The organism is Pseudotabrizicola sp., assembly GCF_030684215.1.
Taxonomy (GTDB): domain Bacteria; phylum Pseudomonadota; class Alphaproteobacteria; order Rhodobacterales; family Rhodobacteraceae; genus Pseudotabrizicola.
The window spans coordinates 1-21,877 of record NZ_JAUXOV010000072.1 but is presented as its reverse complement, the minus strand read 5'-3'; the positions used below and the strand labels follow the sequence as shown (position 1 = coordinate 21,877).

Annotated in this window: 19 protein-coding genes and 1 pseudogene; 14 read left to right on the top strand and 6 right to left on the bottom strand. The window is 62.5% G+C overall.

Annotated features, from left to right (window positions below):
• Positions 1-14: 14 nt before the first annotated feature.
• Positions 15-551 (bottom strand): annotated as a pseudogene (locus Q8K08_RS16625) (dienelactone hydrolase family protein); the annotation flags it as partial.
• Between the two features lie 187 nt (positions 552-738).
• On the opposite strand from Q8K08_RS16625, the gene Q8K08_RS16620 reads away from it, so the two are divergent.
• The 13 genes from Q8K08_RS16620 (at position 739) to Q8K08_RS16560 (ending at position 14,493) form a co-directional block, all read left to right on the top strand.
• Entirely contained in the window at positions 739-1,794 is a 1,056-nt protein-coding gene (locus Q8K08_RS16620) for an ABC transporter ATP-binding protein (protein WP_304797160.1), read from the top strand.
• Positions 1,795-1,798: 4 nt separating this feature from the next.
• Complete coding sequence (locus Q8K08_RS16615) at positions 1,799-2,710, top strand: ABC transporter permease (protein WP_304797162.1); 912 nt, start codon at positions 1,799-1,801, stop codon at positions 2,708-2,710.
• Positions 2,703-3,506 (top strand): ABC transporter permease, encoded by an 804-nt coding sequence (locus tag Q8K08_RS16610; RefSeq protein ID WP_304797164.1) that lies wholly within the window; start codon positions 2,703-2,705, stop codon positions 3,504-3,506. Before Q8K08_RS16615 ends, Q8K08_RS16610 begins: the two co-directional genes overlap by 8 nt.
• Before the next feature lie 19 nt (positions 3,507-3,525).
• Complete coding sequence (locus Q8K08_RS16605; RefSeq protein WP_305250830.1) at positions 3,526-4,551, top strand: extracellular solute-binding protein; 1,026 nt, start codon at positions 3,526-3,528, stop codon at positions 4,549-4,551.
• Between the two features lie 77 nt (positions 4,552-4,628).
• A complete protein-coding gene (locus Q8K08_RS16600; protein WP_305250828.1) occupies positions 4,629-6,047 on the top strand; it encodes an amidase in 1,419 nt (472 codons plus the stop codon).
• A gap of 1 nt (position 6,048) precedes the next feature.
• Entirely contained in the window at positions 6,049-7,704 is a 1,656-nt protein-coding gene (locus Q8K08_RS16595; protein WP_304801112.1) for an amidohydrolase, read from the top strand.
• A gap of 62 nt (positions 7,705-7,766) precedes the next feature.
• The gene (gene argE / locus Q8K08_RS16590) at positions 7,767-8,933 is read left to right on the top strand and encodes an acetylornithine deacetylase (protein WP_305250826.1); all 1,167 of its coding nucleotides are present in this window, start codon (positions 7,767-7,769) and stop codon (positions 8,931-8,933) included.
• Positions 8,934-9,055: 122 nt separating this feature from the next.
• On the top strand, positions 9,056-9,469 hold the full coding sequence (locus tag Q8K08_RS16585; RefSeq protein ID WP_118155604.1) for a RidA family protein: 414 nt from the start codon (positions 9,056-9,058) through the stop codon (positions 9,467-9,469).
• A 4-nt stretch (positions 9,470-9,473) separates the two neighbouring features.
• Positions 9,474-10,145 carry a DUF1028 domain-containing protein gene (locus Q8K08_RS16580; protein ID WP_304801119.1) on the top strand — a complete coding sequence of 224 codons (672 nt, stop codon included), beginning with the start codon at positions 9,474-9,476 and terminating at the stop codon, positions 10,143-10,145.
• A gap of 31 nt (positions 10,146-10,176) precedes the next feature.
• Entirely contained in the window at positions 10,177-11,124 is a 948-nt protein-coding gene (locus tag Q8K08_RS16575) for a LysR family transcriptional regulator (protein ID WP_305250823.1), read from the top strand.
• A gap of 99 nt (positions 11,125-11,223) precedes the next feature.
• Positions 11,224-12,459: an NAD(P)/FAD-dependent oxidoreductase gene (locus Q8K08_RS16570; protein WP_304801125.1), complete on the top strand. Its 1,236-nt coding sequence runs from the start codon at positions 11,224-11,226 to the stop codon at positions 12,457-12,459.
• A 120-nt stretch (positions 12,460-12,579) separates the two neighbouring features.
• A complete protein-coding gene (locus Q8K08_RS16565; protein WP_304801127.1) occupies positions 12,580-13,713 on the top strand; it encodes an aromatic ring-hydroxylating dioxygenase subunit alpha in 1,134 nt (377 codons plus the stop codon).
• 63 nt (positions 13,714-13,776) lie between these two features.
• Positions 13,777-14,493: a UTRA domain-containing protein gene (locus tag Q8K08_RS16560; protein WP_304801130.1), complete on the top strand. Its 717-nt coding sequence runs from the start codon at positions 13,777-13,779 to the stop codon at positions 14,491-14,493.
• 75 nt (positions 14,494-14,568) lie between these two features.
• Here the strand turns inward: Q8K08_RS16560 and Q8K08_RS16555 are convergent, their stop codons facing one another.
• From Q8K08_RS16555 to hutI, 5 genes are read right to left on the bottom strand one after another with little or no spacing between them, the layout of a single operon-like run.
• On the bottom strand, positions 14,569-15,084 hold the full coding sequence (locus Q8K08_RS16555; RefSeq protein ID WP_304801132.1) for a HutD family protein: 516 nt from the start codon (positions 15,082-15,084) through the stop codon (positions 14,569-14,571).
• Complete coding sequence (gene hutU, locus Q8K08_RS16550) at positions 15,081-16,766, bottom strand: urocanate hydratase (RefSeq protein WP_305250821.1); 1,686 nt, start codon at positions 16,764-16,766, stop codon at positions 15,081-15,083. Before hutU ends, Q8K08_RS16555 begins: the two co-directional genes overlap by 4 nt.
• 10 nt (positions 16,767-16,776) lie before the next feature.
• Entirely contained in the window at positions 16,777-17,571 is a 795-nt protein-coding gene (gene hutG / locus Q8K08_RS16545; RefSeq protein ID WP_305250883.1) for an N-formylglutamate deformylase, read from the bottom strand.
• Positions 17,571-19,103, bottom strand: a complete 1,533-nt coding sequence (gene hutH / locus Q8K08_RS16540) for a histidine ammonia-lyase (RefSeq protein ID WP_305250820.1) — start codon at positions 19,101-19,103, stop codon at positions 17,571-17,573. Before hutH ends, hutG begins: the two co-directional genes overlap by 1 nt.
• Complete coding sequence (hutI, locus tag Q8K08_RS16535; RefSeq protein ID WP_370870559.1) at positions 19,100-20,302, bottom strand: imidazolonepropionase; 1,203 nt, start codon at positions 20,300-20,302, stop codon at positions 19,100-19,102. Before hutI ends, hutH begins: the two co-directional genes overlap by 4 nt.
• A gap of 105 nt (positions 20,303-20,407) precedes the next feature.
• Here hutI and Q8K08_RS16530 point away from each other — a divergent pair, with 105 nt between their 5' ends.
• The gene (locus Q8K08_RS16530; protein WP_304801141.1) at positions 20,408-21,739 is read left to right on the top strand and encodes a formimidoylglutamate deiminase; all 1,332 of its coding nucleotides are present in this window, start codon (positions 20,408-20,410) and stop codon (positions 21,737-21,739) included.
• The last annotated feature ends 138 nt before the right edge of the window (positions 21,740-21,877 follow it).

The window sequence follows — 21,877 nt, the reverse complement described above, 5'->3', positions numbered from 1 at the left end:
CTGGGGCCCGCAGTTCAGACCAGATACTTCGCAAACCAGTCCAGCGTTCGATCCCATGCAAGGGTCGCGACCGGCTCATCATAGCGCGGCGTTGAATCGTTGTGAAACCCGTGGTTCACGCCGGGATAGATATGCGCCTCATAGGTTTTGCCCGCCGCCTGCAAGGCCGCTTCAAAGGCGGGCCAGCCCTCATTGATGCGGGTATCGAGTTCGGCGTAATGTAACAGAATAGGCGCATTGATCTTTGCGGCATCCTCGGCGGCGGCCTGACGCCCATAAAACGGCACCGCGCAGGCCAGTTCAGGATAGGCCACCGCCGCCGCATTTGATACGCCACCGCCATAGCAAAACCCGGTGATCCCGACCTTTCCTGGCGTCGCCTCATGCGTCATCAGAAAGTCGATGGCGGCAAAAAAGTCATTCATCAGCTTTTCCGGGTCAACCGAACTTTGCAGCTCGCGCCCCTTTTCGTCATTGCCGGGATAGCCGCCGACCGATGACAGACCATCCGGGGCCAGCGCGATGTATCCTGCCTTGGCCACGCGCCGCGCCGGCTTGCAGCAGGCAGCAACCCCCGATTGCAATATCATGCCACAGATACGCGCTGTTTGCATTTATGCGCAAGAACTGCCCGATCCGGGGCCAGATTCTCACATTCCCCGGATGCCGCCAAAGGTTTTGCTTGCCCCATGGCAAAAGCCTCGCCCAATATGATCAAAATATATGGGAGCGAGTCACTTGACCCAAAAGGTGGCCATCACCGCGCAGAATGTTGTCAAAGCCTTCGGTCAGGGTGCCGCCGCTGTGCGCGCCTTGGATAACGTCTCGGTCGAGATCGCTGCGGGGGAGTTTTTTACCCTGCTTGGCCCGTCCGGCTGTGGCAAAACCACGCTATTGCGGCTGATCGCAGGGTTCGAGATGCCGACCGCCGGCACAATCTTGATTGACGGCGCGGATGTGACGGAAAAGCCGCCCAATCATCGACCGGTAAATACGGTGTTTCAGTCCTATGCGCTGTTTCCGCACCTTACCGTGGCCGAGAACATCGGCTTTGGCCTGAAGATGCAGGGGCGGCCAAAGGCCGAAGTTGCTGCCACGACAGCCGAGATGCTGGAGTTGGTCAAGTTGGAGCAGATGGCCGATCGCAAAACCAGTCAGCTTTCGGGCGGCCAGCAACAGCGCGTGGCACTGGCCCGCGCACTGGCGCCCCGCCCCAAGGTGCTGTTGTTGGACGAGCCGTTGTCGGCGCTGGACCTGAAGCTGCGCAAGGAAATGCAGGTAGAGCTGAAGCGGTTGCAGACCGAAACCGGCATCACCTTTGTGTTCGTCACCCATGATCAGGAAGAAGCCCTGACCATGAGCGACCGAATCGCGGTGATGAGCGCGGGGAAAATCCAGCAGATCGGCGCCCCGCGCGATATCTACACCCGCCCCGTGAACCGCTTTGTCGCAAGCTTCATCGGCGAGACAAACTTTCTGCCTGTAGACCCGTCACCACACGGCGCGCGGCTGAGCACGGGCGATGTGATTGCCGCCGATGGCGATGGCACGGTTCTGATCGTGCGGCCCGAACAGTTGCGGCTTGGCCCGGCTGGCGTTGGGGCTGGCCTTGCGGCAAAGGTGACGGGCGTTGTCTATTTCGGCACCGATATTCATGTAAACCTGATGCTGGCTGATGGCACCGCCCTGACCGCGCGGGTGCCCAGCCCGGTCGATGGTGGCGCGGATTTTGCCACCGGGCAGGATGTCGCCGTGACCTTCCAGCCGGGCGCTGCCCGCCTGATCCGGGAGTAGAGCCATGAGCCCCGCCGAACAGAGCCAAAAAAAGCGATCGGCCCGCAACGGCTGGTTGTTATCGGCCCCTGCGCTGACGCTGTTGTTCATCGCCGCCTCTGGGCCCTTGCTGATCGTGCTGGTCTATTCGTTCCTGACACCCGGCCAATATGGCAATGTGATCTGGAAGTTCAGTCTGGATGGCTGGACAGGCATCCTGTTCACCCGCGACATCTTTGATGGCACGACCAATCTGGCCGATGCGCATCTGACAATTTTCTGGCGGTCGGTAAAGCTGTCGCTGATGACCACCGCGCTGACATTTGCGCTTGGCTTTCCGACCGCATGGTTCATCGCCACCCGCCCGCCGACACAGCGCGCGATGTGGCTTTTCCTGATCACCATTCCGTTCTGGACCAACCTTCTGATCCGCACCTTTGCCATCAACGAGGTGATCCGTAACGAAGGGCTGATGAACACGGTTCTGATCGGTATCGGCCTGATTTCAGAGCCGATCCGGCTGATCAACACCGATACGGCGGTCTTTATCGGCATGGCCTATGTTTACCTGCCGCTGATGGTGCTGCCGCTGTTTGCCGCCATCGACCGGTTTGACATGAAGCTGCTGGAGGCGGGCTATGATCTGTACGCCAGCCGCATGCAGGTTTTGCGCCATGTGATCCTTCCCATCGTAAAGCCGGGTATTGTGGCGGGATCGATCCTTGTCTTCGTGCCGTCACTGGGGGCTTACGTCACGCCCCGCGTTCTGGGTGGGGGCAAGAACATGATGATCGGCAACTTCATCGAATTGCAGTTCGGGCAGGGCCGCAACTGGCCGTTGGGGGCCGCGCTGTCGATGGCTTTGTTGCTGATCGTGATGGCGGCGCTGCTGGTCTACGTCCGTGCCAGCACAAAAGGAAGCAACCCGCATGGCTGAGCGCAGCTTTGAAGTCTCTCGCCTGCCCGGATTTGCAACAATCGCCATTGCGGTGTTTGTACTGCTCTACCTGCCGATTGCAACACTGGTGGTGTTTTCCTTCAATTCCGGCCCGTCTATCGCGGTATGGCAGGGCTGGTCGCTGCACTGGTATAGCGACGCGTGGAACAACGAGGCGGTCAAAGGGGCTACTTTCCGGTCGCTGATCATTGCGACCGCCGCCAGTGCCATCGCGACCACTGTGGCGACCATGGCGGCACTGGGCACTACGCGCCGCGCGGCGTTTGGGGGGCAGACCTTTATATATGTGGTGATCAACCAGCCATTGATGGTGCCGGAAATCGTGACGGCGGTGGCGCTGCTGATCCTGTTTGGTGTGATCAAACAGGCTACCGGCTATCAGGGTCTGGCCTATCTGATCATAGCCCATGCGGCGTTCTGCACACCCTTCGCCTATCTGCCAATCCGCGCGCGGCTGGAAGGCATGGACCTGTCCCTCGAAACGGCCGCCTCTGACCTTTACGCCAACCCGTGGCAGACCTTTCGTCATGTCACCCTGCCGCTGCTGGCACCGGGCATTGCGGCGGGGGCGATGCTGGCCTTTGTTATCAGTCTGGATGACGTGGTGATCACCGAATTCGTGAAGTCGGGTGGGCAGGATACCCTGCCCACCTATATGCTGGGCCAGATGCGACGCGCCATCACGCCCGAGGTCAACGCCATATCAACCGCCCTTCTGGGGCTGACGATTGTGCTTCTGACACTGTTCTTCATACTGACGCGCAAAAAAAACTGAACCAACCGGGAGACGACAGATGAAACGCACGCTGACAGCATTGGCTTTTCTGGCCGCAACCACCTCACTGGCGCAGGCCGAAGGGGTGCTGAACCTTTACAACTGGGGTAACTACACCGGGCCTGATCTTTTGGCCAAATTCGAGGCGGAAACCGGGATCAAGGTCACCGTCACCGATTACGACAGCAACGACACCGCACTGGCCAAGATTGAGGCCGGCGGCCATGGCTTTGATCTGGTGGTGCCTTCTGCCAACTATGTGCCGATTTTCATCGAAAAGAGCCTGACGGTCGAACTGGACCTGTCAAAACTGCCGAACCACGGCAACATCGCGCCGGAATGGATGGATGTCGACTGGGACGCAGGCCGCAAGCATTCGATCCCGTGGCAATGGGGATCGACCGGGGTGGCTGTGAACACGTCGGTTTATGATGGCGATATCAACACCTCGGCGATCTTTCTTGAGGTGCCGGATGCGCTGAAGGGCAAGATCAACGTCGTACCTGAAATGAATGATATCGTGAACCTTGCCATAATGTATGTCGGTGGCGAACCCTGTTCGGAAGACACCGAAGTGCTGAAAAAGGCCCGCGACGTGCTGCTGGCTGCCAAACCCGACTGGATCAGCATGGATTATGGCGCCACCGAAAAGCTGTCGAACAACGACTGGGCAGCAAGCGTGAACTGGAACGGCTCCAGCATGCGCGCACGCGTCAACAACGGGTCGGTAGCCTATGGCTATCCCAAAGAGGGTTATCCGGTCTTCATGGATTCCGCGATGCTTCTGAGAGACGCGCGGAACGTGGAAGAGGCTTACAAATTCCTTGATTTCATCATGGTGCCGGAAAACGCCGCTATGATCTCGGCCTTTGCACGCTATGCCAACGGCATTGCCGGGTCCGAGGCGTTCATGCCCGAAGACATGAAAGATGCGCCAGAGGTGGTGACGCCTGAAGAGCACAAGGCGGCTGGCGTGTTCCTGCCCACCTGTTCGCCCGTAGCGCAGCAATACATGACGGCGATCTGGACCGAACTGATGAAGTAAGCGCCCTTTGGCAAAACGGTGGGGGGCTATCTGCCCCCCACACCCCCAGAAAGTATTTTTTCCAAGGTGAATGCGGCATGGAGCTTTGGGAGCACTCGGCAAGCGATCTGTCACGGATGATTGCGGCGCGAGACTTGGCCCCGTCAGAGGTAATGACAGCGTATCTGGCACGGATTGCGGAACTGAACCCAGCAGTCAATGCCGTGGTATCGTTGCGTGATGGCGATGTTCTGATGGATGAGGCACGGGCAGCGGATGACGCGCCGGGCATGGGTTGGCTGCATGGCTTGCCAATGGCAGTCAAGGATCTGTGCGCAACAAAGGGGCTACGCACCTCATGGGGCAGCCCACTTTTTGCCAACAATGTGCCGGAGGCGGATGATCTGCTGGCAGCCCGGATGCGGCGGGCGGGTGCGATTTTCATTGGCAAGACCAATACCCCGGAGTGGGGACATGGCAGCCATTCCTTCAACCCGGTCTTTGGCGCGACCCGCAACCCCTATGACCTGACGCGCACGGCGGGCGGGTCTTCGGGGGGCGCTGCGGCAGCTTTGGCCTCGCGCATGGTGCCGGTTGCCGATGGCAGCGACATGATGGGATCGCTGCGCAACCCGGCAGGGTTTTGCAATGTTTACGGCTTTCGTCCAAGCTGGGGGCTGGTGCCTGCCGATGCCGAGGGTGACACATTTCTGGCAACGCTGGCGACCGAAGGGCCGATGGGCCGCACCATTGAAGATGTGGCGCGGCTGTTGCAGGTGCAGGCCGGGCCGAACCCGCAGGTTCCCTTTGCCCTGCCCGCGCAAGACTTCGCCGCAGGGCTGGCGGACGCCAGCCTAAAAGGCAAGCGCGTTGCATGGCTGGCCGACTGGGGCGGGGCCTATGCGATGGAACCGGGGATTCTGCCGCTGTGCGAGGTGGCTTTACAGGTGTTCACCGATCAGGGCGCGCTGGTGGAAGCCATTGCACCGCCCTTTCCGGCTGAACAGTTGTGGCAGGCATGGACCACGCTGCGCGCCATGCTGAACGCCGGGCGGATGAGACAACTATATGACGACCCCGCCAAACGGGCGCAACTGAAGCCGGAAACCGTGTGGGAAATCGAGCAGGGTCAAGGCCTGAGCGCGCAGGCGGTTTATGCGGCCTCGACCATCCGCAGCCGCTATTACGCCCATATGGCGCGGCTGTTCACCCGGTTTGATGTGGTTGTCCTGCCAACGGCGCAGGTCTGGCCATTCCCGGTTGGCTGGCGCTGGCCGCAAGACATCAACGGCCATCCGATGGACACTTATCACCGCTGGATGGAGGTGGTGATCCCTGTCAGCCTGATCGGCCTGCCCGCACTTTCTGTGCCTGTGGGCTTTGGCCCGAACGGCTTGCCGATGGGGATGCAGATTGCCGGGCCGGTTGGCGCGGATGCCGCCATATTGGCCATGGGTCACGCCTATCACCTTGCAACCGACTGGCCGGGCCGATGCCCGCCGAACACCGGAGCCTGACATGACTGCCGATCTGATCCTGACCAACGCCCGTGTCTTGACGATGGACACAGGACATCCGCGCGCCGAAGCCTTGGCGCTTGCGGGCGGACTTATCCTTGCTGTCGGCACACAGGCGCAGATAGAGGCGCTGGCCGGGCCTGACACGCAGGTTATTGACGCAAAGGGCCGCACGGTGCTGCCGGGTTTTGTCGAAAGCCATCTGCATCTGGTGCTGGGCGGGGCAGAGCTTGGGCATCTGCATGTCTCGGGCCTGCATGGAATGGAGGCACTGCGCGACGCGTTCCAAAGGTTTGGTGAAAGACACCCCGACCGCCCGTTGCTGATGGCACAAGGCGCGGATTACGCCATGCTGGATCACCCGGTCACCCGGCACGATCTGGACGCGATTGTGCCAGACCGCCCCATCGCGATGACAGCGCATGATCATCACACCGTCTGGGCCAACACGGCGGCTTTGCGCGTAGCTGGCATCCTGCACGGGTTGGACACCCCGCATGGGCATGAGGTGGTGATGGGTTCGGATGGGACTGCCACCGGGGAATTGCGCGAGTTTGAGGCGTTTGCCCCGGTCATCGCTTTGGGCGGCGAGGCGCGGCTGAACCTTGGGATTGCGACGGGAGAGGAGCCGTCGCCTTGGCCCGACGCAGCAGAGCGCGCCATCGACAAGGCCAAGATCGCGGCCGGGCTGCGCCACTGCGCCGCGCAGGGCGTCACCAGCATGGTGAACATGGACGGCAACCGCTACACGCTGGAGCTGTTGCGCGAGATGCAGGCCGAGGGGCAGTTGACCGCACGCGTCAAGGTGCCGTTCCATTTCAAGCCACATATGGACCTGTCAGAGTTGGACCGGGCCGAGGCGATGACACGCGATTTCAACGATGACTGGTTGCAATGCGGGTTCGTCAAGATGTTCATGGATGGCGTGGTCGACAGCCGCACCGCCTTTATGGTCAACGACTATCCCGATCAGCCGGGCCACAGGTCAGAGCCGTTGTTCGCGCCGGATCGTTTCAAAGAGATTGCGACCGAGATCGACCGGCGCGGCTTGCAGATTGCCGTGCATGCCATCGGCGATGGCGCGGTGCGTTGCACCATTGATGGCTATGCGGCGGCGCAAGCGGCCAATGGCCGTCGCGACAGCCGCCACCGGATTGAGCATATCGAGTTGATTGCCCCCACCGACATCCCCAGGCTTGGCACGCTTGGGATCACTGCCAGCCTGCAACCACCGCACCCACCGGGGGCTATGGATTTTCCGCTGATGCCGACGCTGGAGCGTATCGGTCAGGCACGGTGGAAGGACGCCTATCTGTGGAAAACCCTTGCCGACCATGGTGCGCCTTTGGCCTTTGCCAGCGACTGGCCTGTGACCGATGTCTCTGTGATGCGCGGGCTGCAGGCGGCGCTGACACGGCAACCCTATGATGGCTGCGCCGATGAACGGGTGGGGCTGATGGCGACGTTGCACGCCTATACCGCAGGCGGGGCATGGGCCGCGCATCGCGACGCGCTGACCGGGCGGCTCGCCCCCGGAATGGCGGCAGATGTGGTCATGATCGACGGCGATCTTGAGGCAACAGCCCCCGATGCGCTTGGGGCGACCGCCATTGCGCTGACCATCTGTGGCGGGCGCATCACCTATCAGGCAGAATGACACCACCTGCCCCATTGCCCTTGCGCCCTTCATCATAAAGACTGCTCGCAAAGGGGGATGACATGACACCGACCGAACATTGGCTGGGCCGTCTGATTGCCCATCCCACCGTCAGTGCAGACAGCAACCTGTCCCTGATCGACGAGCTTGAACAGGCGTTGACTGCGGTTGGTGCCGACTGCATCCGCTTTCCCGACCAAAGCGGACAAAAGGCGGCTCTTTTGGCGCGGCTTGGCCCCGATGTGCCGGGTGGGCTGATGCTGTCGGGCCATGTCGATGTCGTGCCAGCCGCCGGACAGGACTGGACCGTGCCACCGTTTGAGTTGACTCGCCGGGGAGGTCGCCTGTTTGGGCGCGGCACAACCGACATGAAGGGCTTTGTGGCCGCCATGCTGGCACTCGCCGCCCGCGCGCCTGTGCTTTCGCGCCCGCTGTGGCTGGCTATTTCATATGATGAGGAAGTGGGCTGCATCGGTGTGCGCCCGCTGCTCGCCGCCGTTGCCGGGCGGAACATCCGGCCAGATCTGGTGGTGGTGGGTGAACCAACCTCTATGCGGCTTGGCCTTGGCCACAAGGGCAAGCTGGCGTTCACCGTCACCGCAAAGGGCGAAGCGCGGCATTCGTCCGAGGCGCCGCTGGCATTGAACGCTCTGCATCTGGCAGGGGATTTCATGGCCGCGATGCGCACGCTGCAAGATGAGCTTGCCGCGCATGGCCCGTCCGAGCAGGGCTATTCCGTCCCCTACGCAACTGTGCATGTCGGCCGCCTGATTGGGGGCACGGTGGTTAATCTGGTGCCCGACAGCGCCGAGCTGTTGATGGAGTTGCGGCTTTTGGCGGCGGATGATCCCGCAGCGCTGACCAGCCGCCTGCGCGATCTGGCCGACCAGCTTGCGGCGCCCCATCGTACCCGCTTTCCCACCGCTGCACTGACCGTCACAGAAACTGGCGGATATCCCGGCCTGTCAACGCCACATGGTGCGGCGGTCGATGCCTTCGCCGCCTGTCTTCCCCCCGGCACCGCAGCCTGCAAGCTGAGTTATGGCACCGAGGCGGGCCTGTTCGCGCGATCGCTCGGCGTGCCTGTGGTCGTGTGCGGACCCGGCGACATGGCCCAGGGCCACCGCCCGGATGAGTATATCGAAGCCAGTCAGCTTGCCGTTTGCGACACCGCGCTGGACGCGGCCTTGGCGCGATTTTGTTTGGCATCAGACCCCGCCATTGATTAGGTTGTGCCTAAGCAATGCCAAGGAATGCAATGCTTGGGCTTTGGTCTATCGCAGTGCATCTTGGCGCAGACATTTGACAGCAGGGGTCCGGCCTTCTTCCCGCCGGTCAAAGGAACCGTCCCATGGCCCATACACGCCACCGAAAATTCAACACCAAAGACACCTATCCCGAACAAAAGCTTGATAATGATCTGGCGCAGGCCGTGGTGGCCCGTGGCCGCATGGTATTTTTGCGCGGTCAATGCCCACAAGATCTTGATACTGCACAGAATATCAACAGCCATGATCCGGTGGAGCAAACCCATAAGGTGATGCAGAACATCCGCCAGTTGCTGGAAGAAGTTGGCGGCAGCATGGAACATTTGTGCAAGGTGGTGGTCTATCTGACCGATGTGCGCCACCGTGAAGCGGTCTATCGCACCATGGGCGAATACATCAAAGACGTGCATCCGGTGTCTACCGGGGTGGTTGTCACCGCACTCGCCCGGCCTGACTGGCTGGTGGAAATCGACGGCACAGCCGTTATCCCGGACTAGGGGCGTGACATTCTCGCTGATCGCCCGCTGTGCGCGCACTGGCCAGTTTGGCATGGTGATTGCCTCGTCCTCGCCCGCCGTCGCCGCGCGCTGTGCGCATGTGCGGGCTGGGGTGGGGGCTGTGGCCAGCCAGAACGTTACCGACCCCGCGCTTGGCCCGCTGCTGCTGGACCTGATGCAAACGGGTCTGCCCGCGCCCGATGCTTTGGCTCAGATGACCAAAGACCGGGCGCATATCGACTATCGCCAGTTGCTTGCCGTGGATGCGATGGGCCGCACCGCCATTCATTCCGGCCAACAGGTTCTTGGCATCTGGGCCGAGGCTGCGGGGCTGGATTGCGCAGCGGGTGGCAATCTGCTGGCCAATGATGGTGTACCCGCGGCAATGGTCACCGCATTGGCCACCACCACCGGCCATCTGGGTGACAGGTTGATGGCCGCGCTGGAGGCCGGTCTTTCCGCGGGGGGTGAGGCAGGCCCGGTCCATTCCGCCGGGTTGAAACTGGCCGACCGCCTGTCTTGGCCCTTGGCAGATCTGCGCATCGACTGGGCCGACGACCCAATCGGCATGCTGCGCACCGCCTGGGATGTCTACCGCCCGCAAATGCTGGCCTATGTCCAGCGCGCCACTGACCCGACTCAAGCCCCAAGTTATGGCGTGCCCGGCGATGAATAGCCCAACCAACACCAACCCCTGAAAGCCCCAGATGCCCCTGCGCTTCACCCTTCGGCAGTTGGAGTACCTCGTCGCCGTAGGGGAAAGCGGCTCAATCACCGTCGCGGCAGAACGGGTCAACGTGTCGTCCCCCTCAATCTCTGCCGCCATTGCGCATCTGGAACAGGAATTTGGTCTGCAACTCTTTGTGCGTCGTCACGCGCAGGGACTGTCGCTGACCGGCGCGGGCCGTCAGGTCTGTGACCACGCCCGGCAGGTTCTGGCCATGGCCGGGCACTTGACTGATCTGGCGGGCAGCATCACTCAGACCGTGCAGGGGCGGCTGCATGTCGGCGGGTTGATTACATTTGCGCAAGTTATCCTGCCCCAACTGCGCCGCAGCTTTACCGACCTGCACCCTCAGGTAGAATTCCACCAGTCCGAGGGCGACCAACCTGACCTGTATGATCGCCTACGCAAGGCCACACTGGACGCCGCCCTTGGCTATGATCTGGATATCCCCGCAGATCTGGAGTTTGTTCCGCTGGTCAGCCTGACCCCCTATGCGGTGCTGGCGGTTTCGCACCCGCTGGCCGGCCAAGATACCGTTACGCCACAGGATCTGGCCCCCCATCCGATGGTGCTGCTCGATCTGCCGCTGTCGGCCAATTACTTCCTGTCCTGTTTTCACGCCGCCGGACTAAAGCCACGCATCGTCGAGCGCACCCGTGACATTGGCGTGATGCAAAGCCTTGTGGGGCAAGGCTTTGGGTATTCCATCGCCAATATCCGCCCGTGGTCTGACCGCTCGCCCGATGGCCAGCCGCTGCGTTTTGTGCCGCTGACAGGGGCCGTGCGCCCGATGCAACTGGGCCTGATACTGACCGAAGGGGCGCAATCGTCACTAACCATGCGGGCCTTTGTTGCCCATTGCCGTGATCAGTTGACCCCCGAAAAGGTGCGCAGCCTGCGTCCGGCGATAGACCCTGGCCCGGCTTAGGCGCAGCCTTAGCAAAGCTGAACCAGATCATCGTTTTCCCAAAGCAAGGCGCGGATTACACTTGGCTCAACCCGCCCCAAGACCGAAAGGACGCCCCAGATGAGCCCGGAAAATATCGACACATTGGTGATCGGCGGCGGTCAGGCCGGGCTTGCCACCAGCGCCCATCTGACACAGCACGGCGTCGCCCATCTGGTGCTGGAACGCGCCCGGATCGCCGAACGCTGGCGGTCAGAGCGGTGGGATTCGCTGGTTGCCAACGGCCCTGCCTGGCACGACCGCTTTCCCAGTCAGCTGTTTGAAGACATCGCTCCCGATGCCTTTCCCGGCAAGGAACGGATCGCAAGCTACTTTGAAACCTTCGCCAAGAAGATCAACGCGCCAATCCGCTGCGGGGTAGAGGTGACGGCTCTGCACCCGTTGCCCAATGGAGGATTTCGCGCCGAAACCTCGTCGGGAGTGATAGAGGCCGCCCGCGTTGTCGTGGCCACCGGACCGTTTCAAAAGCCCCTGATCCCCGATTTGGTTCCGGTCACCGAGAGCCTGACCCAGCTTCACTCCAACGCCTACAAGAACCCCGACCAACTGCCCAAAGGCGCTGTGTTGGTGGTGGGTGCCGGGTCGTCGGGTGCGCAGATAGCCGAGGAATTGCAGCGCGCAGGCCGACAGGTCTATCTGTCGATCGGCCCGCACGACCGCCCGCCGCGTCGCTACCGAGGGCAGGATTTTGTCTGGTGGCTGGGCAAGCTGGGCAAATGGGATGCACGCGCCAAGGAACCGGGGACGGAACATATCACCATCGCGGTCAGCGGTGCCTATGGCGGGCAGACAATGGATTTCCGGCGGCTGGCCGCGCAAGGCGTGGTCCTTTTGGGCCGCGCCAACGGCTTTGCTGACGGGGCCATGGTACTGAATGAAGACCTCGCCCACAACATCGCCCAAGGCGACGCCAATTACCTTTCCGTGCTGGACGAGGCCGACGCCTATGCCACCGCCCATGCGCTTGACCTGCCCACAGACCCCGAGGCTCGCCAGTTCGCGCCGCTGCCCGGTTGCGTGACAGACCCGGTGTTGTCGCTCAACCTGCACAACCATGAGATTACCAGCATCATCTGGGCCACTGGGTTTGCGATGGATTTCGGCTGGATCAAAGCCGACGCCTTTGATGAAAAAGGCCGCCCGGTCCATAGCGAAGGCGTGTCAACGGTGCCCGGCCTCTATTTTGTCGGCCTGCCATGGCTGTCCTGTCGGGGATCGGCCTTTATCTGGGGCGCGTGGCGCGACGCCGAACGGCTGGCGGGCATCATCGCCGCGCGCGCTCCCGTTGATGCCTGACCAACGGGCACTTGCCGGAAAACCACAGCAAAGCCCCGCTGCCGGGCAACAGCGCTCTTGCCCGGCGCGCAATCCCTGCGCATGCTTTGACGCGAACCCTTCGACAGACAGAGGTGTCAGATGACCCAGCACGACCCGAGCCTGACCCCGCTGGCCGAATTGCGCGCCAATGTCGCGCAGCCATTTGAGCGCGCCAAGGCGATGCCGAAATCGGTCTACACCTCGCCCGAGTTTGCCGCATTGGAACAGCAGCATATCTTTGCACGCGAATGGCTATGTGCCGGGCGCGCCGATGCCCTGCCCAACCCCGGCGATTACCTGACCATGGAAATCTCGGGCGAGCCCATCATCATCTTGCGCGACCGCGAAGGCACCCTGCGCGGCCTATCCAACGTCTGCCGCCACCGGATGAGCACCCTGCTAGAGGGGCGCGGCAACACCCGCGCCATCGTCTGCCCCTACCACGCCTGGACCTATAACCTTGACGGCACCCTGCGCGGCGCGCCCGCGATGACGCTGAATGAAACGTTCTGCAAAGACCAGATCGCCCTGCCGAAAGTGCGTGTCGAAAACTGGCTCGGCTGGATCATGGTCACCCTGAACCCCGATGCGCCCCCGCCAAATGAAGCACTGCGCGATGTTGAGAATTTGGTCGGCTATCTGGATATGGGACATTACGTGGAGGCCTTTCGCGAAGAGTTCCACTGGAACACCAATTGGAAGGTGCTGGCCGAGAATTTCATGGAAAGCTACCACCTGCCGGTCTGCCATGAAGGCACAATCGGCGGCACGGTGGACCTGTTGAAAATGACTTGCCCCGAGGGATTTCCCGCTTTTAATTACCACTACATCGTCAAGAATGACTCGCTGCCGCTGACCCTCGCCCATCCGTCCAACACCACATTGCAAGGCGATGAACGACGCCTCACATGGCTTTTGTCGATCTACCCTGCCCTGCTGATCACGCTGACGCCGGGGTATTTCTGGTATCTCTGCCTTACCCCCGACGGGCCTGGCAGCGTGCACGTGCTGTTTGGTGGCGGACTGGCGCCCGACTGGGCCGCCGACCCGCAGGCGCCCGCGCATTTTGCGGCCCTAAAGGCGCTGCTCGATGATGTGAATGTCGAAGACAAGGGCTGTGTGGAACGGGTGTATCGCGGCCTTTGCGCCAATATGTCGTCGCCCGGCGCGCTCAGCCATCTGGAGCGCCCGAATTTTGAATTCGCCACCTATATCGCCAGCAAGATGCCCTGACGTTGCGCTTGTTCCGCCCCGCCCGCTTGTCTAGGCTGCGGCCGGATCAGGACAGGGGGCCTTGTGGACAGCCGCACCACGCATCACGACCGCATCCTTGCGGATCTGCGCGACAAGATCACCGGGGGCGACTGGCCGCCCGGCTTTCAGCTGCCGTTTGAAACCGTGCTGGCTGAACAGCACGGTGTTTCGCGGATGACGATGAACAAGGTGCTGGCCCAACTGACACGTGAAGGCTACCTGCTCCGGCGCAAGAAACTTGGCACCTTTGTCGCACAGCCGATGGCGCAGGCGGCGGTGATGGCCATCACTGATATCGAGGCCGAGGTGAAGGCCCTTGGCCTGCCATGGCGCTTTGCATTGACGGTGCGCGATCTGCGCGCGCCCCTGGCCGCTGAATGCATCAGTGCCCGCATCACAGATCCTGCGCCCGTTCTGGCCCTGCAAGGCGTGCATTTTGCCGGCGAGCAACCGTTCTGCCACGAGGCGCGCATCATTAACCCAGCAGCCGCCCCCGGCGCGCTGTCACAGGATTTCCGCAGCCTCGCTCCCGGCCAATGGCTGCTGCGCGAGATCCCCTGGACCTCGGCCGAACACCGCATCCGCGCAATCAACGCCACGCCTGCCATCGCACGCGCTCTTGCGCTGTCCCCCGGCGAGGCTTGCCTTGACGTGACCCGTCGGACTGAGGCGGCAGGCCAATGGGTGACGCTGGTCACACAGACCTACCCCGGAACACGGCACGAACTGGTCAGCCGTTTCACCCCGGACGAGCGGTAGAATTTGAGTATTTGAACCAAGATGAAGCCGCTTTCCATTCATCTTGGCCTAAATACTCGACTGTCTGCGCCGATGTCAGGCGTTCGGCAGATGAATGGAGATGGCGGATGCACCTGAAACCGCGCCGAGCAGCGCGTCCTGTGTCCGGCGCAGATCCAGCAGATCCAGCAGATCCAGCCCGGCCACTGGGGTAAGAAGCAGGGCAAAGCGGGCCAGTGGCTCCAGTGGGCCAAAGGTGACACGCGCCTGAAGCGGGCGGCGGGTCATCACGTTGAAATCCAGAAGCGGCGCATCAACGGTGGCCGTGCAGGGCGCATCCCCCGCGAAGGCAAAGGGCACAAGCGGGAAAAGCGCATGAGTCTCACCGCCAAGATGCAGCACCATTGCTCCGCCTTCGATCACAGTCAGCACCCTGTCCACCCCCGGAAATGTGGAAAAGGCCCCAGAGGACTCTACCCGCGCGGTGGACAGGCGCAGGGTAAAGTCATCAAACCCTGCACCCGGCGGCCAGCACAGGATTTCTGCCGTGGTGCCGCCACCATTCTTCCACGGGCGAAAGACGCGGGTGGCGGCGGGGTAGATCCCTGTCACAGAATGGCCGGCAGGCGCAGGCCGTTCGCATTGGCGCAATCCCTCGCGATGTCGTAACCCGCATCAGCGTGGCGCATCACGCCTGTTGCGGGGTCGTTCCACAGCACCCGCTCCAGCCGTTTTGCCGCCTCATCGGTGCCATCGGCCACGATGACCACCCCGGAGTGCTGCGAAAAGCCCATCCCCACGCCACCGCCATGATGCAGCGACACCCATGTCGCCCCCCCAGCCACATTCAGCATCGCATTCAGCAGTGGCCAGTCGGACACGGCATCGGAGCCGTCCTTCATTGCTTCTGTCTCGCGGTTCGGGCTTGCGACCGAGCCCGAATCCAGATGATCACGCCCGATCACCACCGGGGCTTTCAACTCTCCTGACCGGACCATTTCGTTCAGCATCAACCCCGCGCGGTGCCGTTCCCCCAGCCCGATCCAGCAGATGCGTGCGGGCAAGCCCTGAAACGCAATGCGGTCTCGCGCCATATCAAGCCAAGTGTGCAGGTGGGTGTTGTCAGGAAACAGCTTCTTCATCGCGGCATCGGTTTTGTAGATGTCCTCGGGGTCGCCAGACAGCGCCACCCAGCGGAACGGGCCGACGCCCCGGCAAAACAACGGGCGGATATAGGCGGGCACAAAGCCGGGGAAGGCGAAGGCATTCTCCAGCCCCTCCTCGAGCGCCACCTGCCGGATGTTGTTGCCGTAGTCCAATGTTGGAACCCCAGCGTTCCAGAACCCCACCATTGCCGCCACATGATCGCGCATCGACGCGCGGGCGGCCCGTTCCACGGTCTTGGGGTCCGTTTCACGCTTGGCTTGCCATTCGGCCACGCTCCAGCCCTTTGGCAGATAGCCGTTAAGCGGGTCATGCGCTGATGTCTGGTCGGTCACGATATCGGGGCGACCGTTCGGCATGGCCTCGCCCGCCTGCATGCGGCGGTAGATCTCGGGGAACACGTCTGCCGCGTTGCCGATCAGGGCAACTGACTTTGCCTCGCCCGCCTTGGTCCATGTGTCGATCAGCGCCAGCGCCTCGTCCAGAGTATGCGCCTTGGCGTCGCAATAGCGGGTGCGGATGCGGAAATCAGCGCGTGTCTCGTCGCATTCCACCGCCAGACAGCAGGCCCCCGCCATCACCGCCGCCAAGGGCTGCGCGCCGCCCATGCCACCAAGGCCCGCCGTCAGAATCCAGCGGCCCTTAAGGTTGCCATCGTAATGCTGGCGGCCCGCTTCGGCAAAGGTCTCAAAAGTACCCTGCACAATGCCTTGGGTGCCGATATAGATCCAGCTTCCCGCCGTCATCTGGCCATACATCATCAGGCCCTTGCGATCCAGTTCATGGAAATGATCCCAGGTCGCCCAGTGCGGCACAAGGTTGGAGTTCGCGATCAACACACGCGGCGCGTCTGCGTGGGTGCGGAATATCCCCACTGGTTTGCCCGATTGCACGAGCAGGGTTTCATCCGCTTCCAGATCGCGCAGGGCGGCGCAGATCCGGTCAAAATCCTCCCAAGTCCGGGCGGCGCGGCCAATGCCGCCATAAACCACAAGCTCATGCGGGTTTTCGGCCACATCGGGGTGCAGGTTGTTCATCAGCATCCGAAGTGCAGCCTCGGTCAGCCAGCTTTTGCAGCTGATCTCGGTGCCTGTGGCGGGGTAGATGTCGCGGGTGTTGTGGCGGGTCATGAGTCTCTCCTCAGGCACGGGCCAGACGCGGGGCCAGATCGGCCAGCGTGGCAAGAATTTCGGTCAGGGTTTTGCGCAGATGGGTGCTGCGGTCGGGGTCCAGCGCAAAAAGGGGGGCTTCGGCCATCAGATGGCTGATCTGCGACAGTTCCATCTGGATGGCATGGACGCCCGTTTCGGGCCGCCCATAGTGGCGCGTGGTCCAGCCGCCCTTGAACCGCCCGTTCAGCACCCAAGAATGACCGGAGGCGGCGGCGATCTGCGCAACCGCATGTTCCAGCGCTGCGGCACAGGTGGTGCCACCATTGGTGCCGATGTTCAACTCGGGCAAGGTTGCGGGGAACAGCCACGGGATTCCCGACCGGATCGAGTGGCAATCATACAGCACCGCCACCCCATGCCGGGTGCGTACGCGGTCAATCTCGGCGGCCAGGGCCGCGTGATAGGGGCGATGCACTTCACCCAGCCACTGCGCCACATCCGGCGCGGTGGGCAGTTGTTCCCAGATCGGCACGTTGTCAAAGGTCGTGTCGGGGATCAGCCCTGTTGTGGTCTGACCGGGATACAGGCTTGCGCCCGATGGGTCGCGGTTCAGGTCGATCACATAGCGCGACTGGGTGGCAGTAACGGTGGTCAGGCCGGGGATCAGCCCCGCATAAAGGTGCTGAATGTGCCAATCGGTATCGCGCAGGAGGCGGCCTTCGGTGTTCAGCTTTGCTGCCACCTCTGGCGGCAGATCGGTGCCGACATGCGGAAAGGCAAGGATCAGCGGGCCATCGCCCTGATGCACCTGGACGGGCGTCATCACGCCACCCATGGCAGCAAGTCGGGCCCCGCCGCTTCCAGCGCGCCCGATGCCACCAGATCGCCCGCGGCCTCCATATCGTCCCCCATGAACCGATCAGCCTCCAGCGCCGGAATACGGGCGCGGATGGCGGCAATCGCGGATTGCAACGCGGGTGAGGTGGTAAGCGGGCCTCGCAAAGCAACACCTTGGGCCGCCACCATCGCCTCAACCCCGATAATCCAGAACAGGTTCTGCGTCATGGCCAGCAAACGCCGCGCCCCATGACAAGCCATCGAGACGTGGTCTTCCTGATTGGCTGATGTAGGGGTGGAATCGACCGAAGCCGGATGCGCCAGCATCTTGTTTTCGCTCATCAACGCCGCCGAAGTTACCTCGGCAATCATCAGCCCGGAATTCAACCCCGGCTTTGGCGTCAGAAACCCCGGCAGGCCGAAGTTCAGCGCCGGATCCACCAAAAGCGCAATCCGCCGCTGTGCAATCGCGCCGATTTCTGCCACCGCAAGCGCCACAATATCGGCGGCAAAGGCCACAGGTTCGGCATGGAAGTTGCCCCCCGACACTACAGACCCATCCGACAGCACCAGCGGGTTGTCGGTTGCGGCATTCGCCTCAGTTTCCAGCGTGCGTGCCACCTGACGCAAGATATCCAGCGCTGCCCCTGACACCTGCGGATGGCAGCGGATGCAATAGGGGTCTTGCACACGTTCATCGCCGGCGACATGGCTGTCACGGATCTGGCTGCCCGCCAGCAGATCGCGCAAGGAGGCCGCCACGTCGATCTGCCCCTGATGCCCGCGCAGGGTGTGAATCTCTGCCGCAAATGGTGCGGTTGATCCCATGGCCGCATCGGTCGACATAGCCCCGGTCACAATCGCAGCCCTGAGCGCACGTTCCGCCCGGAACAGGCCCGCCAGCGCCAATGCGGTTGAAACCTGCGTGCCATTGATCAACGCCAGCCCCTCTTTGGCGGCAAGCACAACAGGTGTTAGGCCAACACGGCGCAACGCCTCTGCACCCGGCAAGCGGTCGCCATTCACAAACGCCTCGCCCTCGCCGATCATCACTGCCGCCATATGGGCGAGTGGGGCAAGATCGCCCGACGCGCCAACCGACCCCTTTTCGGGGATCACCGGCAAGACGTCTTTGGCCAGCATCCCCTCCAACAGCGCCACCACTTCAGGCCGCGTGCCAGACGCCCCGCGCCCCAGCGACATCAGCTTCAGCGTCAGGATCATCCGCACCACGGCAAGATCAAGCGGCGCGCCGACGCCACAGCAATGCGACAGGATCAGGTTCCTTTGCAACTGCGCCACGTCGCCTGCCGCAATACGGATCGAGGCGAGTTTGCCAAAGCCGGTGTTCACCCCGTAAACCGCCGCATCGCCTGCCGCGACTTCAGCAATCCGCGCGGCTGCCCACGCCACGGCGGGCGCGCAATCTGGCGTCAGACGCGGCGTGCCGCCCTGCCAATACAGGCTGCGCAACGTGGACAGCGGCACTGCACCGGGGGTCAGGATCATCTCGGTCATGCGACCACCTCTCCTTTGAAAATGCGCGCATGCAACGGGTTGAACCCGATCCGCGCCACCAGTTGCGCCGGGGTTTGCACATCCCACAGCACCATGTCCGCAGATAATCCGGGGGCGATCCGCCCGGTTTCATCCTGCAAGCCAAGCGCTCGCGCTGCATGCGCCGTCACCCCCAGCAAGCATTCGGGAACGGTCAGGCGAAACAGCGTGGCCCCCATGTTCATGGTCAGCAAGATCGAAGTCAGCGGCGACGTGCCGGGGTTGCAATCGGTGGCCAGCGCCATCGGCACGCCAGCCGCCCGAAAGGCCGCAACGGGGGGCAGCACGGTTTCGCGCAACATGTAAAATGCGCCCGGCAACAGCACCGCCACCGTACCGGATGCAGCCATGGCCTGAGCATCCGCCTCGGTCGCATACTCCAGATGATCCGCCGACACCGCGCCATAACCGCAAGCAAAGGCGGTGCCGCCCATGTGCGACAACTGCTCGGCATGGATTTTCACAGGCAAACCCAGCGCAGCCGCCCGATTATAAAGCGGGGCCAGTTGCGCGGTGGTAAAGGCGATGCCCTCACAAAAACTGTCCACCGCATCGACAAGGCCCTCGGCATGGGCGGCTTCCAGCCCGGCAATCGCAACTTCGGCGATATAGGCGTCGGGGCGGCCCTCATACTCGGGCGGCAGGGCATGGGCGGCCAGCCAGGTGGTGACGATCCGCACCCCCCGCACCTGCGCCAACGCCCGCGCCGCGCGCAGCATGGTCAGCTCTGCCTTGACCGACAGGCCATAGCCCGACTTCACCTCAACCGTCGACACGCCCTCGGACAGCAGATGATCCAGCCGAGCCAGGCTGGCGGCCACCAGTGCCTCTAGGCTCATGTCACGCGTGGCGCGCATGCTGGCCTTGATCCCACCGCCTGTCTGCGCGATCTGCGCATAGGGCACACCTTCCAGCCGCTGCTCAAACTCATTGGCCCGGTCGCCACCAAAGACGATATGCGTGTGGCAATCCACCGGCGCGGGCGTCAGCAACCGCCCGCCGCAATCGACGACCCGGCAACCCTCACGCGATAGCGCAGGCCCAACAGCTATGATCCGCCCCCCTTGGGTCAACACCTCCAGCGTGCCTGCATTCGGCGCACGGTCGATGGCAGCGTCCGCAGTGACAACCCGCGCATTGGTCCAAAGCGTTGCAAGCATCGCGGCCTCCTGATCCGGCAAAGGTTCTGCTTCCTTTACTTATTGATTAAGTATATACATAATATAAGCCACCTGCATAGCCCCTTTGCCAAAGGAACGCCCTCCATGTCGCTTCATGCAAAAACGGCCCTTTTACCCGATGGTTGGGCGCGCAATGTTCGGCTGACACTGGCTTCGGGCCAGATCGCCAGCGTCACCCAAAGCGCGCCCCCGCAGCCTGGCGACCACCGGGCCGAGATCGTGATTCCCGGCCTGCCCAACCTGCATAGCCATGCGTTTCAGCGCGGGTTTTCCGGCCTGACCGAACAGCGCGGGCCCAGTGCCGACAGCTTCTGGACATGGCGCGAGACGATGTATCGCTTTGCCCTGACCCTGACACCAGAGGCGATGCAAGCCATTGCCGCGCTTGCCTATATCGAAATGCTGGAATCAGGCTATACCCGCGTGGGCGAGTTTCACTATCTGCACCACGCGCACGATGGCCGCCCGTATGACAATCCGGCCGAAATGTCAGAGCGAATCTTTGCCGCCGCGAGCGAGACAGGCATCGCGCTGACGCATCTGCCGGTGTTCTATGCCCATGGCGGCTTTGGACCACAGTCGGTGGGCCAGGGGCAGCGGCGGTTCTTGCACGGACTTGATGCCTTTGCCCGGCTGATCGAGGCCAGCGATGAGCTGGCCCGCCCACAAGACCGGGTGGGCCTTGCCCCCCATTCGTTGCGGGCAGCCACAATGGCAGACATCACCACGCTTGCCAGCGGATTTGCCAATCGCCCGCTGCACATACACATCTCCGAGCAGGTGAAAGAGGTCGAAGATTGCCTTGCCCACAGCGGCCAGCGCCCTGTCGAATACTTGCTGTCAGAGGCACCCGTCGGGCCGGACTGGTGCCTGATCCACGCCACCCATCTGACCGGGGCAGAGGTGCAGGGCATCGCCGCCAGCCGCGCTGTTGTCGGTCTGTGCCCGATCACCGAGGCCAATCTGGGCGATGGGATCTTTCCGGCACAGGACTTTTTGGCGGCAGGCGGGCGTATCGGCCTTGGTACCGACAGCAATGTCGAGATCACGGCGGCGGGAGAAGTCCGGATGCTGGAGTATTCCCAGCGCCTTGGCCTGCGCGCCCGCAATGTCTGCGCCGATCACGGGTCTACCGGCGCGCGGTTGTTTCACGCCGCTGCGTCGGGCGGGGCGCAGGCGCTTGGTGCGCCACTGCCACAAATATCCACCGGCGCGCCCGCAGATCTGGTCGCCTTGCAAGACAGCATGATGCTGGACATGGCCGATGACCGCCTGCTTGATCGCTGGATCTTTGGCCGCGACCTTGGCGTTACCGATGTCTGGGCGAACGGGGTGCATCTGGTGCAGCAAGGCCGCCACATTGCCCGTGACCAAATCGTACAAACAGCCGCAAAAGCCTGCCGTGCGCTGATCTAGCCGAAGGTTTCGGGCAAGAGTGCTTCTGGGATGTTCTGGTAGCAGACGGGGCGGAGCCAGCGGCGGATGGACAGTGTGCCGACGGAGGTGGCGCCAAAGTTGGTGCTGGCGGGGTATGGGCCGCCGTGGACCATGCTG

Excerpts from the sequence above, each read along its gene's own strand:
- Q8K08_RS16615 (WP_304797162.1), top strand. The coding sequence starts at position 1,799 with ATGAGCCCCGCCGAACAGAGCCAAAAAAAGCGATCGGCCCGCAACGGC.
- Q8K08_RS16610 (WP_304797164.1), top strand. The coding sequence starts at position 2,703 with ATGGCTGAGCGCAGCTTTGAAGTCTCTCGCCTGCCCGGATTTGCAACA.
- Q8K08_RS16605 (WP_305250830.1), top strand. The coding sequence starts at position 3,526 with ATGAAACGCACGCTGACAGCATTGGCTTTTCTGGCCGCAACCACCTCA.
- Q8K08_RS16600 (WP_305250828.1), top strand. The coding sequence starts at position 4,629 with ATGGAGCTTTGGGAGCACTCGGCAAGCGATCTGTCACGGATGATTGCG.
- Q8K08_RS16595 (WP_304801112.1), top strand. The coding sequence starts at position 6,049 with ATGACTGCCGATCTGATCCTGACCAACGCCCGTGTCTTGACGATGGAC.
- argE (WP_305250826.1), top strand. The coding sequence starts at position 7,767 with ATGACACCGACCGAACATTGGCTGGGCCGTCTGATTGCCCATCCCACC.
- Q8K08_RS16585 (WP_118155604.1), top strand. The coding sequence starts at position 9,056 with ATGGCCCATACACGCCACCGAAAATTCAACACCAAAGACACCTATCCC.
- Q8K08_RS16575 (WP_305250823.1), top strand. The coding sequence starts at position 10,177 with ATGCCCCTGCGCTTCACCCTTCGGCAGTTGGAGTACCTCGTCGCCGTA.
- Q8K08_RS16570 (WP_304801125.1), top strand. The coding sequence starts at position 11,224 with ATGAGCCCGGAAAATATCGACACATTGGTGATCGGCGGCGGTCAGGCC.
- Q8K08_RS16565 (WP_304801127.1), top strand. The coding sequence starts at position 12,580 with ATGACCCAGCACGACCCGAGCCTGACCCCGCTGGCCGAATTGCGCGCC.
- hutU (WP_305250821.1), bottom strand. The coding sequence starts at position 16,766 with ATGACCCGCCACAACACCCGCGACATCTACCCCGCCACAGGCACCGAG.
- hutG (WP_305250883.1), bottom strand. The coding sequence starts at position 17,571 with ATGACGCCCGTCCAGGTGCATCAGGGCGATGGCCCGCTGATCCTTGCC.
- hutH (WP_305250820.1), bottom strand. The coding sequence starts at position 19,103 with ATGACCGAGATGATCCTGACCCCCGGTGCAGTGCCGCTGTCCACGTTG.
- hutI (WP_370870559.1), bottom strand. The coding sequence starts at position 20,302 with ATGCTTGCAACGCTTTGGACCAATGCGCGGGTTGTCACTGCGGACGCT.
- Q8K08_RS16530 (WP_304801141.1), top strand. The coding sequence starts at position 20,408 with ATGTCGCTTCATGCAAAAACGGCCCTTTTACCCGATGGTTGGGCGCGC.